The following is a 13,457-nucleotide window of genomic DNA, read 5'->3' on the forward strand; positions in this document are numbered from 1 at the left end:
ACCGCTTCTTCAAGTCTTGCTGCTGGCAACGGCCCGCCGGCGCGCCGGCTGGTCGAGCGGCGGTGCCTGGAACGCGGCGACGGTGGCTTGCACCAGTTGCTCGATGGCGCTGGCCGCGTCGCTGCCGTCGGCCTCGCCACGCGACAGGCGCGAGACGCGGTCCGGCGTCACCAGCGAATAATAGAGTGCACCGAGCAGGAAATGGCTGCGCCATACGATGTCGGTGCGCGGAATGTGCGGCAGGCTCTCGTGGACCGCGTCGATGAAGGCGTGGCTGGTGTCGTCAAAGGTCTGCGCGATGATTTTTCGCGCAACCTCGTTGCCTTCCGCCGACATCACGGCGCGCAGCCGCGTAAAGCGCGCCCCACCACCGGCAAGATCGCTGCCCGAGGTGAAGGCCGGCACCACATAGGCCCGCACGATCGCCTCCAGCCGGTCCTGGAGATCGCGCACGCGCCTGGCGGCGGCGAGCAGCTCGGAGCGGCGGAGATTCATCGGCCCGCAATGGCGCCGGTAGATCTCCAGCAGCAGGCCGTCCTTGGTCTTGAAATGATAGGTCACGCTGCCGGGATTGGCGCCGGCGGCCTGTGCGATGTCGCGCACGGACACAGCATTGAAGCCGTTGGTGGCGAACAGCTCCTCGGCCGCGGCGAGGATCGCCTCGCGCATGTTCGGCTTGCGGGCCGTTTCCTTGCTGGTGGGCTTGCGTACCATGCTATTTGTACTATCGTACAAAAGATCAGGTCTCGTCAACAACAACGATGCGAGACGTCCCCGGGCGGTTCGGAAGACCGCAGCAGGGGCGAATGGAGTGCTGGGAAAATGCTGGGTTTGAACACAACAATTGGTCGGCTCGTGGTCGGTGCGGGCTTGCTGCTGGCGGCGAACGCCGCGCAGGCTGAGAATTATCCGAGCAAGCCGGTCCACATCCTGGTGCCCTACGCGGCCGGGGGCGCGGTCGACGTGCTCGCGCGCACGCTCGGCCAGGCGCTGGCCAAGACCTGGGGCCAGCAGCCGGTGATCGACAACCGTCCCGGCGCCGGCGGCATCGTCGCCTCGCAGGCGCTGACGCAGGCCGCACCCGACGGCTACACGCTGATCCTGGTCGCGAGCGGCCATCCGCTCAACCAGTTCATCTACCCGAGCGTGCCCTATGACACGTTCAAGGATTTCACTGCGATCACCGAAGTGGCCTCTTCTCCACTCGCAATCGTGGTGGCGAAGGACAGCCCCTACAAGACGCTCGGCGATCTGCTGGCCGCTGCCAAGAAGGAGCCGGACAAGCTCTCCTACGGCATGTCCGGCAACGGCACGTCCGCGCATCTTGCCGGCGAGCTGCTCAAATACATGTCCGGCACCAAGATCGTCGCGATCCCCTACAAGGGCGGCGCGCCGGCACTGACCGCCGTCATCGCCGGCGAGATCCCGCTCAGCATCAATCCGCTTGCAGAGGCGATCGGCCAGCTCGAAGGCGGCCCGGTGCGCGCGCTCGCGGTGACATCAGCCGAACGCTCCAAGGCGCTGCCGGATGTTCCGACCATCGCCGAGGCTGGCGTGCCAGGCTACGACGTCTCGGTCTGGTGGGGCGTGCTGGGCCCGGCAAAAATGCCGCCGGAGATCGTGTCCAGGCTCGAGACCGACCTCAAGGCCGCGCTGCAAGACCCCAGCGTGCTGTCGACGCTCGGCAAGATCGGCGCAGCTCCGGTCGGCTCCTCCGCCAAGGACTTTGATGCCTACATGCACGCCGAGGCGACCAAATGGGAGCCGGTGCTGAAGGCCGCCAACATCCGCGCGCAGTAAGGCGGGATCGTCTGATGAGGATATCTTCCTGGAGGCACGGTGCGCTCGCCGCCCTGCTCGCGTTTGCAACCGTCGGCCTCTCCGGCTCGTTCGCGAAGGCCGACGGCGAAGCAAAGCTCCTGGCGCCGAGCGGCACCTTGCGGGTCGGCATCTATCCGGGCAGCCCGACCTCGATGGTAACAGATGCGGCCGGCAAGCCGCACGGCCTCGCCTACGATCTCGGCGGCGAGCTTGCAAAACGGCTCGGCGTCGGTGTCGACTATGTCAGGTTCGAGCGCGTCGCCGACATCGTCACCGCGATTCACGACGGCCGGGTCGATTTCACCGTGACCAATGCCACGCCGGCCCGTGCCAGCGAGGTCAGCTTCAGTCAGCCCGTGCTGGCGATCGAGCTCGGCTATCTCGTTCCGGCGAACTCGCCGGTCGGCAAGGTTGAGGATATCGACAAGCCCGGCGTGAAGATCGGCGTCACCAAGGGCTCGACCTCCGAGCGAACGCTGCCGGCGAAGTTCAAGAACGCGACCATCGTTCCCGCCGAAAGCGTCACGGCCGCCATCGGCATGTTCGGCCGCGGCGAGATCGACCTTTACGCCACCAACAAGCCGACGCTGTTCGAGATGTCCGACCAGATGCCGGGCGCGAAAATCCTCGACGGCAATTGGGGGCTGGAGCACATGGCCATCGCGATCCCCCGGGGACGCGAGGACGCGCTTCCCATGCTCAATCGCTTCGTGACGGAAGAGCAGTCCTCCGGCGCGCTGGACACGATCCAGCAGCAGGCCGGCCTGCGCGGCGCGACCAAGGCGACGCGCAAGTAGACTCAATTCTCCGCCCGCTCCGCGGACCGCCAGACGCTCTCCGCCCAGGTGCAAGCGATTGGCATTCGCCAACATCGCTTACTCCGTTTGCTGCAAATCAACGCAGCAACATGGACAAAGCGTCATTGGTCTTCTTGGCTGCGCTGGGCGACGAAAGCGTGAGATCGCCGGAGACCGAGAATGAACAAACCTCTATTGTTGACACTGCATCGATGGATCACGCTGGTCTTCGCGCTGCCCCTGCTCGCGATCATCGCCACCGGACTGATTCTGTCCTTCGAGCCGCTGGTGCAAGTCAGTGGCATCAGTGGTCCGGCGATCGACGCCGGGCGCATCGTCGAGCTGGTGAAACGGTATGATCCGGATAGCAAGGCGCGCGGGCTTTCGGTCAATGCCGCGAGCCAGCGCATGACGCTGCAAGGCGCCGGCACCTCGGCGATCGATCTCGCAACGGGCGAGCCCGCCGCCGCGGGCTCCAGCCTCCCTGATCTCTTCCTGTGGGCCCGCGTCACGCATGAACGGCTGCTCGGCCAGGCGTGGCTGGTGACAAGCTCGACCATCGCCATGGTGTCCCTGATGGTGCTCGGCCTCCTCATGGGACTGCCGCGCCTGCGCAATTCGCTGTCCGGATGGCACAAGGGCACCGCATGGTTTGCATTGCCGCTGATCCTGCTGAGCCCGCTGACCGGCCTGTGCATGGCGTTCGGCCTGACGTTCCAGAGCGGCGCCGCTCCAGCCGGCGGTGGACGTCCCGTTACCCTGCCCGATGCTGTTCGCATGGTCGCAGATTCGCACGAGTTGTCGCATGTGATCTCGATCGGCGCGCGCGGCGGTCGCACGATGGCGCGGATCTATGAGGACGGGGAGCTGCGCGCCTATGCCGTCAATTCATCCGGCGTCACACCGCTGTCGCGCAACTGGCCGCGCCTGATCCATGAGGGAAACTGGTCGGCTCCGATCGCTTCGCCTCTGAACGTCGTGACGTCGATCGCACTGCTAACGCTGCTGTCGACGGGCCTCCTGATCTGGGCGCGACGGAAGCTGCGCAAGCCGCGAGCGCGATCGAACAAGCAACCTGGCGCAACCGTTGCCAAGGCCGCCTGATCGGAGAAAGCGTTCAACTGCGCGCGCCGGCCCGGCTGAGCGTCCCGCATCCTATCGAGAGGGATGGTCACCGGCCTTTCCCTCGTCACGCAGCACGATGCAGCATTCCCCTCGTGCAACGGTCGCCGGATCGCGCTAGTCTGCCGCACACATGACCAGACGTACCGGCAGCGCCGATCTTCCTCTCCACACCGGACGGGTTCCGCCGTGGCTTGCGAGCCGCATGGCCTCGCTTGGCGCGATCGTCACGCAGGCGATCGTGCATCATTACGGCCGCGATGCGTTTCTCCAGCGGCTGTCGCATCCGTTCTGGTTCCAGTCGTTCGGTGCCGTGATGGGGATGGACTGGCACTCCTCGGGGATCACCACCTCCGTGATCGGCGCGCTGAAGCGCGGGCTCGGCCCGCTGCAGGACGAACTCGGGATCTATGTTTGCGGTGGCCGAGGCCAGCATTCGCGCAAGACGCCGGACGAGCTGTTGCAGCTCGGCGAGCGCGTCGGCTTCGACGGCGTAAAGCTCACCCGCGCCAGCCGGCTGGTCGCGAAGGTGGACAGCGCGGCCGTGCAGGACGGCTTCGACCTCTATCTCCATGGCTTCTTCGTCACGGCCGACGCCAAGTGGACGGTGGTGCAGCAGGGCATGAACGGCGACAAGCGGCAGGCCCGCCGCTATCACTGGCATTCCGAGGCCTTGAAGAGTTTCGTTGACGCGCCGCACAGCGCGATCGACGGGCCGCAGCAAGGCGAGATCGTCAATCTCACCGACCACCGCGCCGATATCTCGCGCAGCGCGCAGCTCGAACTCCTCGGCGATCTCGGTCCCGATCGCATCGTCGCCGAATTCGAGCGGCTCACCGGGGCCGCGCCCGAACCGGCGCAGGCGATGCTGCCGCATCTGATCATGCCCGCGCATCACGATGTCAGGCCCAAGGACGTGTTCGCGCGGCGGCTGCACGGCACGCTGGCTGCGGCAGCCGAGCGTGGCCCCGTCGACTTCCCGGAGCTGTTGCTGACGCCCGGCGTCGGCGCTCGCACGGTGCGTTCGCTGGCGATGGTGGCCGAGGTCGTGCACGGCGCCCCCTATCGCTTCAACGATCCCGCCCGTTTCTCGCTCGCTCATGGCGGCAAGGATCGGCATCCCTACCCCGTCCCGATCAAGGTCTATGACGAGACCATCCGCGTGCTGAAAGGCGCGATCCAGAACGCAAAACTCGGACGCGAGGAAGAGATGCAGGCGCTCAGGCGTCTCGACGACCAGGCGCGACGGCTGGAGCGGACCGCGCGTGGACCGTCGGTCGAGGCTTACATCGCCGGCGAGCGTGCGGCATCTCCCGAGCTCGACGGCCGCTCCGTATTCGGCTGGGAGCGCGATCTCGTCGCTCCGAAGAAATCGGCCGGCTCCTGAAGCTGCCGCTCGGGGCTCTCGCCTAGTCTTCAGCCTCCTCGTCGTCGAGCAGCCGGTTGGCCGAATGATCCTGGTACTGCTCCGTCTGGATGAACTTTCCGTCCATGCCGCGAATGTCGGAATGTTGCGCCTTGTCGCGGTTCGACAGGATCATGTTGTCGCCGACCTTGTCCTTTGCGATGTCCGTGAGTGCGCCAGTCCCCGCGCCCTTGCCGCGCGCGCCTGATCCGATATGCGTCTTGCCGCCGTTGGGCATGGACTGCTCCCTTGCTGCTGCGTGCATTGGTGCAACGCCTGCGCGACGGAGATTGTTTCGCACTCCACGCAAGATGATGCGCGCCATTGTTCCCGGCACGGCGTGCGCTGCGTCAGTCCGCGAGCAACGGCTCGGCGGCGGCACCACGGCTCGGCCTGCGGTTCCCGCCGGCAACGACAGGCAATCGCGCGATCGCACGCATACCCGGCCGCTTGCGCCAGTGGATTTGCGCGGGGTCCACGGCGAGCTCGAGTTTCGGCCATCGCGCAAGCAGCGCCTGCAATGCGCAAGTCGCTTCGATCCGCGCAAGCTGGTGGCCGAGACAGAAATGAATTCCCGTTCCGAACGACATGTGGCGGTTCGGCTTGCGCGTGAGGTCGAGCCGCTCAGGGCGGTCGTGCACGGCCGGGTCCATGTTGGCGGCGGCAAGCATGACCATGACTCGGTCGCCCTTCTTCAGCCGTACGCCCGCAAGCTCGACATCCCGCCGCAGATAGCGCGGTTTGGAAAACTGCACGGGCGAGACGAAGCGCAGGAATTCCTCGACGGCGAGTGAGATGCGGCTCCAATCCTCCTCCAGCCAGTCGCGCAAGGCCGGATTCCTGAGCAGCTCGTAGACCGAACCGCTGATCAGATGCGTGGTGGTCTCCGAGCCTGCCGCGAGCAGCAGGAACACCATCGACACCATTTCGTCCGGCGTGATCTGGCCGCCCTCGCGCTCGACCTGGACCAGCTCGGCGATCAGGCCCTCGCCGCCCTGCACGCGCGCGATCTGCAACTGCTGTTCGAGGTAGGCGCGCATCTTGCGGAACGCGAACAGCAGGCGGAAGAAGCTGACGACATTCGTCAGCGACGACATCTTGTTGGCCCAGGCGATGAATCTCGGGCGATCGGCCGCAGGCAGGCCCAGCAGCTCGCAGATCACCGACACCGGCAGGATGCGGGCGTAGCACTGGACGAGGTCGGCCGGGCTGCCATCGGCAAACAGGTCGTTCGCCAAGCCGTCGGCGATGGCGCGAATGCGTGGCTCCATCGCCACGATCGCGCGGCGGCGAAATGCCTCGTCCACGATGCTGCGCAGCCGCGTGTGATCGGGCTCGTCCATGGTCAGCATGTTGTTGGCGATGGTGGTGACGAGCTTCGGCATCCACCAGCGCAGGCCGGCGACTTTGCCGTCCTCCTTGCGCAGCGTGAAGGTGGTGCCGTCCTTCAGGACCTCAGCGGTGGCGTCATGGGTCGTGGTGATCCAGACATCGCCGACGAGAGGAAATCGCGTCGCAACCACGGGGCCCGAGGCGCGCAGCGCCGCGATCGCCGCGGGCGGATCGCGAAAGAAGGCCTCGCTGGTGAAATCGAGGCGCGGTGCCATGGGATCACCGGATTGGTTGGTGGCGTCTCAACCAGATGGTGCGCGCGGACCCACGTGCAAGGGCCGGAACCGGTGCTGGCTGCGCCAGCGCGATGCTCGCGCGACCAGAGCCTATCCACGGCCCGGCGAGCGCGGCCCGGTCTTGCGTTGCTGCTGATTGGTGTAGGCGTCCCAATGGCTCCAGCTGCCGCTGCTGAGGCTTTGCAGATCGGTGGTAAGCGGACGGCGCGTGCGCTTGTCGTAATCGGCGATCGCGCGTTCCGACTGCGCGATCTTGCGCTTCAGTTCCGCGACCGCCTTCTGGGTCTGGCCGTTCCGCTTCGACGAGGCGATCTCGCCCATCGTGAAGCGCGCCGTCTCGAGCGCCTTCAACTCGGCGCGGTTCTTCTTCAACTGAACCCGGTGCCAGGCGATGTTGCTGTCGCTGTCCGCAACCATGTGGGAACTCCGCTGATTCGTTCCCACAGTGTATCGTGTGCCGAATCGGCGCCGCAACGCCCGTGCGAGGGCGAAAATACGGTCTTATTGCGCAAGAATTCCGCGTCTAGCGCTCGGCGAAGGCCTTTTCGACCACGAACTGGGCCGGCTCGCCGTGATTGCCCTCGATGAAGCCACGCTCGCCCAGGAGCACGCGGGTGTCAGCGACCAGCGCCGGGCTGCCGCAGATCATGACGCGGTCGTGCGCGGCCTCCAGCGCCGGCAGGCCGATATCGCTGAACAGCTTGCCCGAGGTGATGAGGTCGGTGATGCGGCCGCGGTTGCGGAAGGGATCACGGGTCACGGTCGGGTAGTAGATGAGCTGGTTGCTGATGTACTCGCCGAGCAGCTCATCTTTCGGCAGATGCTCGGTGATCATCTCGCCATAGGCGAGTTCCTTGACGTGGCGGCAGCCGTGCAGCAGCACCACCTTCTCGAAGCGCTCGTAGGTCTCGGGGTCCTTGATCACGCTCAGGAACGGCGCCAGCCCCGTGCCGGTGCCGATCAAATAGAGGTTGCGGCCCTCTTCCAGATTGTCGATCACCAGCGTGCCGGTGGCCTTGCGGCTGACGATGATCTCGTCGCCTTCCTTCAGGTGCTGGAGCCGCGAGGTCAGCGGGCCGTCCGGCACCTTGATCGAGAAGAACTCCAGCGTGTCCTCGTAATTGGCGCTGGCGACGCTGTAGGCCCGCAGCAGCGGCTTCTCGCCGACCTTGAGCCCGATCATGGTGAATTCACCGTTGCGGAAGCGGAAGGTCGGGCTGCGGGTGGTCTTGAAGGAGAACAGCGTGTCGGTCCAGTGGTGGACGCTCAAAACGCTTTCCTGGTTGAAATTGCTCATCTCACCCTTCCGTGTCGCTACGTTGCGGTTCCGAGGCGGTCAGCTATGCGTCGTTTGTACACGATCATTCGTGTACTAATGAATAATCCGGCTTGATCCCCTGGTCAAGGCTGCCCAAGATCGGCAGCGTTGCAGTTAAGGAAAAGGACCCCTTCCATGGCGCATGACGCACCCCAGGCCACCGGGCCCTCGAAGCTCGTGATCCGCAATATCGGCCTGATCCTGTCGGGCGCGCTGGAAAAGCCGATCCTGGACGGCGACACCATCGTCGCCGAGAACGGCAAGATCACCGCGATCGGCCGCTACAAGGATCTCGACACGGAAGGCGCGACCACCATCGTCGATGCCAACGGCACCACGGTCACCCCCGGCCTGATCGACAGCCATGTCCACCCCGTCGCCGGCGACTGGACGCCGCGCCAGAACCAGATCAACTGGATCGACAGCTCCCTCCATGGCGGCATCACCACCATGATCTCGGCAGGCGAAGTGCACATGCCGGGCCGCCCCCGCGACGTGGTGGGGCTGAAGGCGATGGCGATCTTCGCCCAGCGCGCGTTCTGGACGTTGCGTCCGGGCGGCGTGAAGGTTCATGCCGGTGCGCCGGTCATCGAATGCGAGATGGTCGAAGAAGACTTCAAGGAATTGGCCGCCGCCGGCGTCAAGCTGCTTGGCGAAGTCGGCCTCGGTGGCGTCAAGGACGGACCCACTGCGCGCAAGATGGTGGGTTGGGCGCGCAAATACGGCATCCAGAGCACCATCCACACCGGCGGCCCCTCGATCCCCGGCTCCGGCCTGATCGACAAGGACGTGGTGCTGGAGGCCGACACCGACGTGGTCGGCCACATCAATGGCGGCCACACCGCCCTTCCCGACGACCAGATCCGCTGCATCTGCGAGGGCTGCAAGCGCGGGCTCGAGATCGTTCACAACGGCAACGAGCGCTCGGCGCTCTACACGCTGCGCATCGCGCGCGAAATGGGCGACCTGCACCGCGTCATCCTCGGCACCGACGGGCCGGCCGGCTCCGGCGTGCAGCCGCTCGGCATCTTGCGCATGGTCTCGATGCTGTCCTCGATCGGAGAGCTGCCGGCCGAGATCGCCTTCTGCCTCGCCACCGGCAACACCGCGCGGATGCGGCAGCTCGATTGCGGCCTGATCGAGGTCGGCCGCGCCGCGGATTTCGTCATCATGGACAAGGCGCAGCACTCGCCGGGCAAGAACATCCTGGAGAGCGTCCAGCTCGGCGACCTCCCCGGCATCGGCATGACCATCATCGACGGCATCGTCCGCACCCAGCGCAGCCGCAACACGCCGCCGGCCGGCAAGGTGCCGGAAGTGGTGGCGAAGTGACGGCACTTGCCGTCATTCCGGCGCGCGCGAGAGCATGAACCCGGAATCTCGAGCAACAATCTCCGGATTCCGGGTTTACGCGCGGCGCGCGTGCCCCGGAATGACAGCCAATTTCACCGCAACTTGCTCAACAGCGCCATCAGCATCTCGCGCTCCTTGGCGTCGAGCGGCGCCAGCGTCTCGCGGGTGATGGCGAGCGCATTTGGCGCCAGTTTCTCGGCAAGCTGCTGACCGGCACGCGTCAGGCTCACCAGCAGGCGTCGCCCGTCCTCGGGATCCTGGCTGGTTTCAGTCAGGCCGCGCGCCGTCAGGCGGTCGATCACGCCCTTGATGGTCGCGACGTCCATCGCGGTCAGCCGTCCCAGCTGGTTCTGCGAGCACGGCCCGGTCTCGGCGAGCTTTGACAGCGCCGCCCATTGCGTCGGCGTCAGATTGGTGCCGATATCGCGGGAGAAGATCGAGCTGTGGCGCTGCCAGACCTGGCGCAGGATGAAGCCGACCTGCTCGTCGAGCACGTAAGGCGGTTTTGCCGGTTTGACGCTCTTCTTCGCCGCAACGCTTCTCGCCATCCGCTCGCTGCCCTTCCCTTTGCCGTCACAACGACAGATGCGCGTCGCGGATGTCCGGACGCGCGTCGAGCTCGGCCATGGTGCCGCCGAAGCAGATGCGGCCGCGCTCGATGATATAGGCGCGATCGGAGATCAACCGCGCGAAGTGCAGATTCTGCTCGGAGACGACGATGCTGACGCCCTCCTTCTTCATGGTCAGGATGGCATCGACCATCTGTTCCACGATCTTCGGCGACAGGCCTTCCGACGGCTCGTCGAGCAGCACCAGCGACGGGTTGCCCATCAGCGTGCGCGCGATGGTGAGCATCTGCTGCTCGCCGCCGCTCATGCGGCCGCCCGGGCGGTTCTTCATCTCGCCGAGGTTCGGAAACAGCGTGAACAACTTGTCGCGCGTCCAGTAGGGCGCGTTCGGGCGCTTCGGCTGCCGGCCGACTTCGAGATTCTCCTCCACCGTCAGATCGGTGAAGATTCGCCGCTCCTCCGGCACGTAGCCGAGCCCCTCGCGCACGATCTCGTGCGTCGGCCGCACCGACACGTCCTTGCCCTCGAACATGATGCGGCCCGAGCGCTGCGCCACGAGGCCGACGATCGAGCGGAACGTCGTCGACTTGCCGGCGCCGTTGCGGCCCAGCAGCGCCACCACCTCGCCCTCGCCGACCTCGAAACCGATGTCGAACAGGATATGCGCCGGGCCGTAATGGCTGTTGAGGTCCTGCACCGTGAGTTTCATGCCGAGGCTCCGTCGCGATGGCGGGCATCGTAGACGAGCCCCTCGCCGAGATAGACCGCCTGCACCTGCGGGTTGCCACGCACCTCGGCGGGCGAGCCCTCGGCGATCAGCGTGCCGCGGTTGAGCACGATGATGCGGTCGGCGTGCTCGAACACCACGTCCATGTCGTGCTCGGTGAAGAGCACGCCGATCGACTTCTCCCGCGCGATTTGAGCCGTCAGCCGCATCAGATCGACGCGCTCGCGCGGCGCCATGCCGGCGGTCGGCTCGTCCATCAGCAAGAGTTTCGGCTGGTTGGCGAGCGCGACCGCAAGCTCGAGCCGCTTGAGGTCGCCATAGGCGAGCTCGCCGCAGGGACGATCCGCATAGCCGCTCATGCCGACGAGCTCGAGCAAGCGGCCGGCTTCGCCACGATCGAACTTCGGCGCCGAGCCCCAGAGATTGAACAGCTGCTTCGCGTGCGAGATCAGCGCAACCTGCACGTTCTCGCGCACCGTCATGGTCGCGAACGTCGCGGTGATCTGGAAGGTACGCCCCACCCCGAGCCGCCAGATCTCGCGCGGCTTCTTGCCGGTGGTTTCTTCGCCAAGCAGGCGGACCTGGCCGGAATCCGGCCTGTTCTGGCCGTTGAGCATGTCGAAGCAGGTGCTCTTGCCGGCGCCGTTCGGGCCGATCAGCGCCAGGATCTCGCCGGCGCGCAGCGAGAACGAGACGCCGCGCACGGCATGGATGCCGCCATAGGATTTGGTCAGGCCTTCGACCGCGAGAAGTGGGGGTGCGACGCTCATTCGGCGGACTCGATCGGCTTGGCAAGCAAGGGAGATCCCGGCGGCGATGTCTTCCTGCGACGCTGCGCCAGCATCTCCAGCATGCCGACAATGCCCTTGGGGAAGACGACGACAATCAGCACGATGAAGCCGCCGAGCACGAGCTTCGACAAGTCGGTCTGGCTGACCAGCCAGATGTTGAGCGCCTTGTAGACGATGGCGCCGATCACCGCGCCCGACACCGTCTCGACGCCGCCAAGCAGCACCATCACCAGCGCGTCGACCGAAAGCGAGATGCCTAGATTGTCCGGGAAGACGCTGCCCTTGAGATAGGCGAACAGCGCGCCGCCGATGCCGGCGGTCGTGCCCGCGATCACGAAGGCCGTCCACTGGATGCGCTTGGCGTTGATGCCGATCGCTTCGCTGCGCAGCAGCGAGTCGCGCGTGGCCCGCAGCGCGTAGCCGAACGGCGAGAACACCATGGCCCGCAGCGCGAACGTGACGAGCGCCGCGACACCGAGCGCCAGCCAATAGAAGTGCGACGGGCTCGCCGCCCATTTTTCCGGCCAGACGCCCAGAATGCCGTTGTCGCCGCCGGTGACGCTCACCCATTGGAACGCGATCGACCAGACGATCTGCGCAAAGGCGAGTGTCAGCATCGCAAAGTAGACGCCGGAGAGCTGCACGGCGAAGAAGCCGAACACCGCGGCGCCCATGCAGCCGAGCAGCGGCCCGAGCAACAGGCAGACGATCATCGGCAGTCCGGCCATCTTGGCGAGGAAGGCGATGCCGTAGGCGCCGAGGCCGAAATAGGCGGCGTGGCCGAAAGACGCGAGTCCCCCGACCGACATCAGGAAGTGCAGGCTGACGGCGAAGATCACGAAGATCGCGATCTCCGAGCCGACGGTCAGCGCGTAGTTGCCGGCGAACAGCGGCAGCGTTGCGGCAATGACGAGCGTTGCCAGCGCGGCCAGCCGCTCGTTCGACGACAGCGGGCGCCAGGGATTGACGGTGAGACCCGGCGTCTTGCGCGCGGCCGCCTCCGGCTTGCCGAACAGGCCCCAGGGGCGGACGATCAGCACCACCGCCATCACCAGGAAGACCAGGATGATGGAGATCTTCGGGAAGATCAGGATGCCGAAGGCGTTGAGCTCGGAGACCAGCACCGCCGCGACGAAGGCGCCGACGATGCTGCCGAGACCGCCGATCACGACCACGACGAAGACCTCGACGATGATGCGCAGATCCATCGCGTGATGCACGGCATCGCGCGGGATCTGGAGCGCGCCGCCGAGCGCTGCGAGGAAGACGCCGACCGCGAACACCGACGTGAACAACCATTTCTGATTGACGCCGAGAGCCGCGACCATGTCGCGGTCCTGCGTTGCCGCGCGCACCAGCACGCCCCAGCGCGTGCGCTGGAACAGCAGCCAGAGAATGCCGAGCACGACCGGGCCGAGCCCGATCAGGAACAGGTCATAGCTCGGGATGTTCTGGCCGAAGAAATCGATCGCGCCCTTGAAGCCCGGCGCGCGGCGGCCGACGAGATCGTCGGGCCCCCAGATCAGCACGACGAGGTCCTCGACCATCAGGGTCAGACCGAAGGTCGCGAGCAGCTGGAATAATTCGGGCGCGTGATAGATGCGGCGGAGCAGCACCATCTCGACGATGACGCCGATCAGCGCCACGGCCAGCGCGGCCGCGACGATACTGCCCCAGAAACCGAACGCGCCCGAAAGCCGCTCGGTGAGCGTGAAGGCGATGTAGGCGCCGATCATGTAGAAGGCGCCATGCGCGAAATTCACGATCCGCGTCACGCCAAAGATGATCGACAGGCCCGAGGCCACCAGGAACAGCGACGCTGCGCTGGCGAGACCGGTCAGAAACTGTACGACATAAAAGGCCATCGGCGGTCCGGGTTCAGGTGTTGCTTCACCTCTCCCCGCTTGCGGGGAGAGGTCGAATTGC

14 protein-coding genes are annotated in these 13,457 nt (G+C 65.9%); 5 read left to right on the forward strand and 9 right to left on the reverse strand.

Translation table 11 applies throughout. From position 1 onward, the window contains the following. Nucleotides 1–9: 9 nt before the first annotated feature. Nucleotides 10–714: a TetR/AcrR family transcriptional regulator gene (locus EI171_RS28530; RefSeq protein WP_028170897.1), complete on the reverse strand. Its 705-nt coding sequence runs from the start codon at nucleotides 712–714 to the stop codon at nucleotides 10–12. Between the two features lie 108 nt (nucleotides 715–822). Here EI171_RS28530 and EI171_RS28535 point away from each other — a divergent pair, with 108 nt between their 5' ends. The 4 genes from EI171_RS28535 to EI171_RS28550 all read left to right on the forward strand — a co-directional run bounded on the left by EI171_RS28535 (nucleotide 823) and on the right by EI171_RS28550 (nucleotide 5,127). Beyond that, the gene (locus EI171_RS28535; RefSeq protein ID WP_161535318.1) at nucleotides 823–1,800 is read left to right on the forward strand and encodes a tripartite tricarboxylate transporter substrate binding protein; all 978 of its coding nucleotides are present in this window, start codon (nucleotides 823–825) and stop codon (nucleotides 1,798–1,800) included. 14 nt (nucleotides 1,801–1,814) lie between these two features. Then, a complete protein-coding gene (locus EI171_RS28540) occupies nucleotides 1,815–2,618 on the forward strand; it encodes an ABC transporter substrate-binding protein (protein ID WP_161535319.1) in 804 nt (267 codons plus the stop codon). A 180-nt stretch (nucleotides 2,619–2,798) separates the two neighbouring features. Next, nucleotides 2,799–3,722: a PepSY-associated TM helix domain-containing protein gene (locus EI171_RS28545; protein WP_161535320.1), complete on the forward strand. Its 924-nt coding sequence runs from the start codon at nucleotides 2,799–2,801 to the stop codon at nucleotides 3,720–3,722. Between the two features lie 151 nt (nucleotides 3,723–3,873). Continuing rightward, nucleotides 3,874–5,127 carry a DUF763 domain-containing protein gene (locus EI171_RS28550; RefSeq protein WP_161535321.1) on the forward strand — a complete coding sequence of 418 codons (1,254 nt, stop codon included), beginning with the start codon at nucleotides 3,874–3,876 and terminating at the stop codon, nucleotides 5,125–5,127. Between the two features lie 22 nt (nucleotides 5,128–5,149). Here the strand turns inward: EI171_RS28550 and EI171_RS28555 are convergent, their stop codons facing one another. From EI171_RS28555 to EI171_RS28570, 4 genes are all read right to left on the reverse strand, one after another. After that, nucleotides 5,150–5,383, reverse strand: a complete 234-nt coding sequence (locus EI171_RS28555; RefSeq protein WP_028170893.1) for a hypothetical protein — start codon at nucleotides 5,381–5,383, stop codon at nucleotides 5,150–5,152. 112 nt (nucleotides 5,384–5,495) lie between these two features. Further along, complete coding sequence (locus tag EI171_RS28560; protein WP_161535322.1) at nucleotides 5,496–6,752, reverse strand: cytochrome P450; 1,257 nt, start codon at nucleotides 6,750–6,752, stop codon at nucleotides 5,496–5,498. A gap of 111 nt (nucleotides 6,753–6,863) precedes the next feature. Next, complete coding sequence (locus tag EI171_RS28565) at nucleotides 6,864–7,190, reverse strand: hypothetical protein (RefSeq protein ID WP_028170891.1); 327 nt, start codon at nucleotides 7,188–7,190, stop codon at nucleotides 6,864–6,866. A 106-nt stretch (nucleotides 7,191–7,296) separates the two neighbouring features. Further along, nucleotides 7,297–8,070, reverse strand: a complete 774-nt coding sequence (locus EI171_RS28570) for a ferredoxin--NADP reductase (RefSeq protein ID WP_161535323.1) — start codon at nucleotides 8,068–8,070, stop codon at nucleotides 7,297–7,299. Between the two features lie 156 nt (nucleotides 8,071–8,226). Here EI171_RS28570 and EI171_RS28575 point away from each other — a divergent pair, with 156 nt between their 5' ends. Then, on the forward strand, nucleotides 8,227–9,423 hold the full coding sequence (locus EI171_RS28575) for an amidohydrolase family protein (RefSeq protein ID WP_161535324.1): 1,197 nt from the start codon (nucleotides 8,227–8,229) through the stop codon (nucleotides 9,421–9,423). A 113-nt stretch (nucleotides 9,424–9,536) separates the two neighbouring features. On the opposite strand, the gene EI171_RS28580 is transcribed toward EI171_RS28575, so the two are convergent. Genes EI171_RS28580 through EI171_RS28595 form a run of 4 tightly spaced genes read right to left on the reverse strand, consistent with a single transcriptional unit; the run spans nucleotide 9,537 to nucleotide 13,396 of the window. Beyond that, on the reverse strand, nucleotides 9,537–9,992 hold the full coding sequence (locus tag EI171_RS28580; protein WP_011086610.1) for a MarR family winged helix-turn-helix transcriptional regulator: 456 nt from the start codon (nucleotides 9,990–9,992) through the stop codon (nucleotides 9,537–9,539). A gap of 25 nt (nucleotides 9,993–10,017) precedes the next feature. Beyond that, nucleotides 10,018–10,722: an ABC transporter ATP-binding protein gene (locus EI171_RS28585; protein WP_011086609.1), complete on the reverse strand. Its 705-nt coding sequence runs from the start codon at nucleotides 10,720–10,722 to the stop codon at nucleotides 10,018–10,020. Then, complete coding sequence (locus tag EI171_RS28590; RefSeq protein WP_161535325.1) at nucleotides 10,719–11,510, reverse strand: ABC transporter ATP-binding protein; 792 nt, start codon at nucleotides 11,508–11,510, stop codon at nucleotides 10,719–10,721. Before EI171_RS28590 ends, EI171_RS28585 begins: the two co-directional genes overlap by 4 nt. After that, a complete protein-coding gene (locus EI171_RS28595; RefSeq protein ID WP_161535326.1) occupies nucleotides 11,507–13,396 on the reverse strand; it encodes an ABC transporter permease in 1,890 nt (629 codons plus the stop codon). Before EI171_RS28595 ends, EI171_RS28590 begins: the two co-directional genes overlap by 4 nt. Nucleotides 13,397–13,457: the final 61 nt, after the last annotated feature.

It is taken from the genome of Bradyrhizobium sp. LCT2 (assembly GCF_009931255.1).
GTDB classification, from domain to species: Bacteria; Pseudomonadota; Alphaproteobacteria; order Rhizobiales; family Xanthobacteraceae; genus Bradyrhizobium; species Bradyrhizobium diazoefficiens.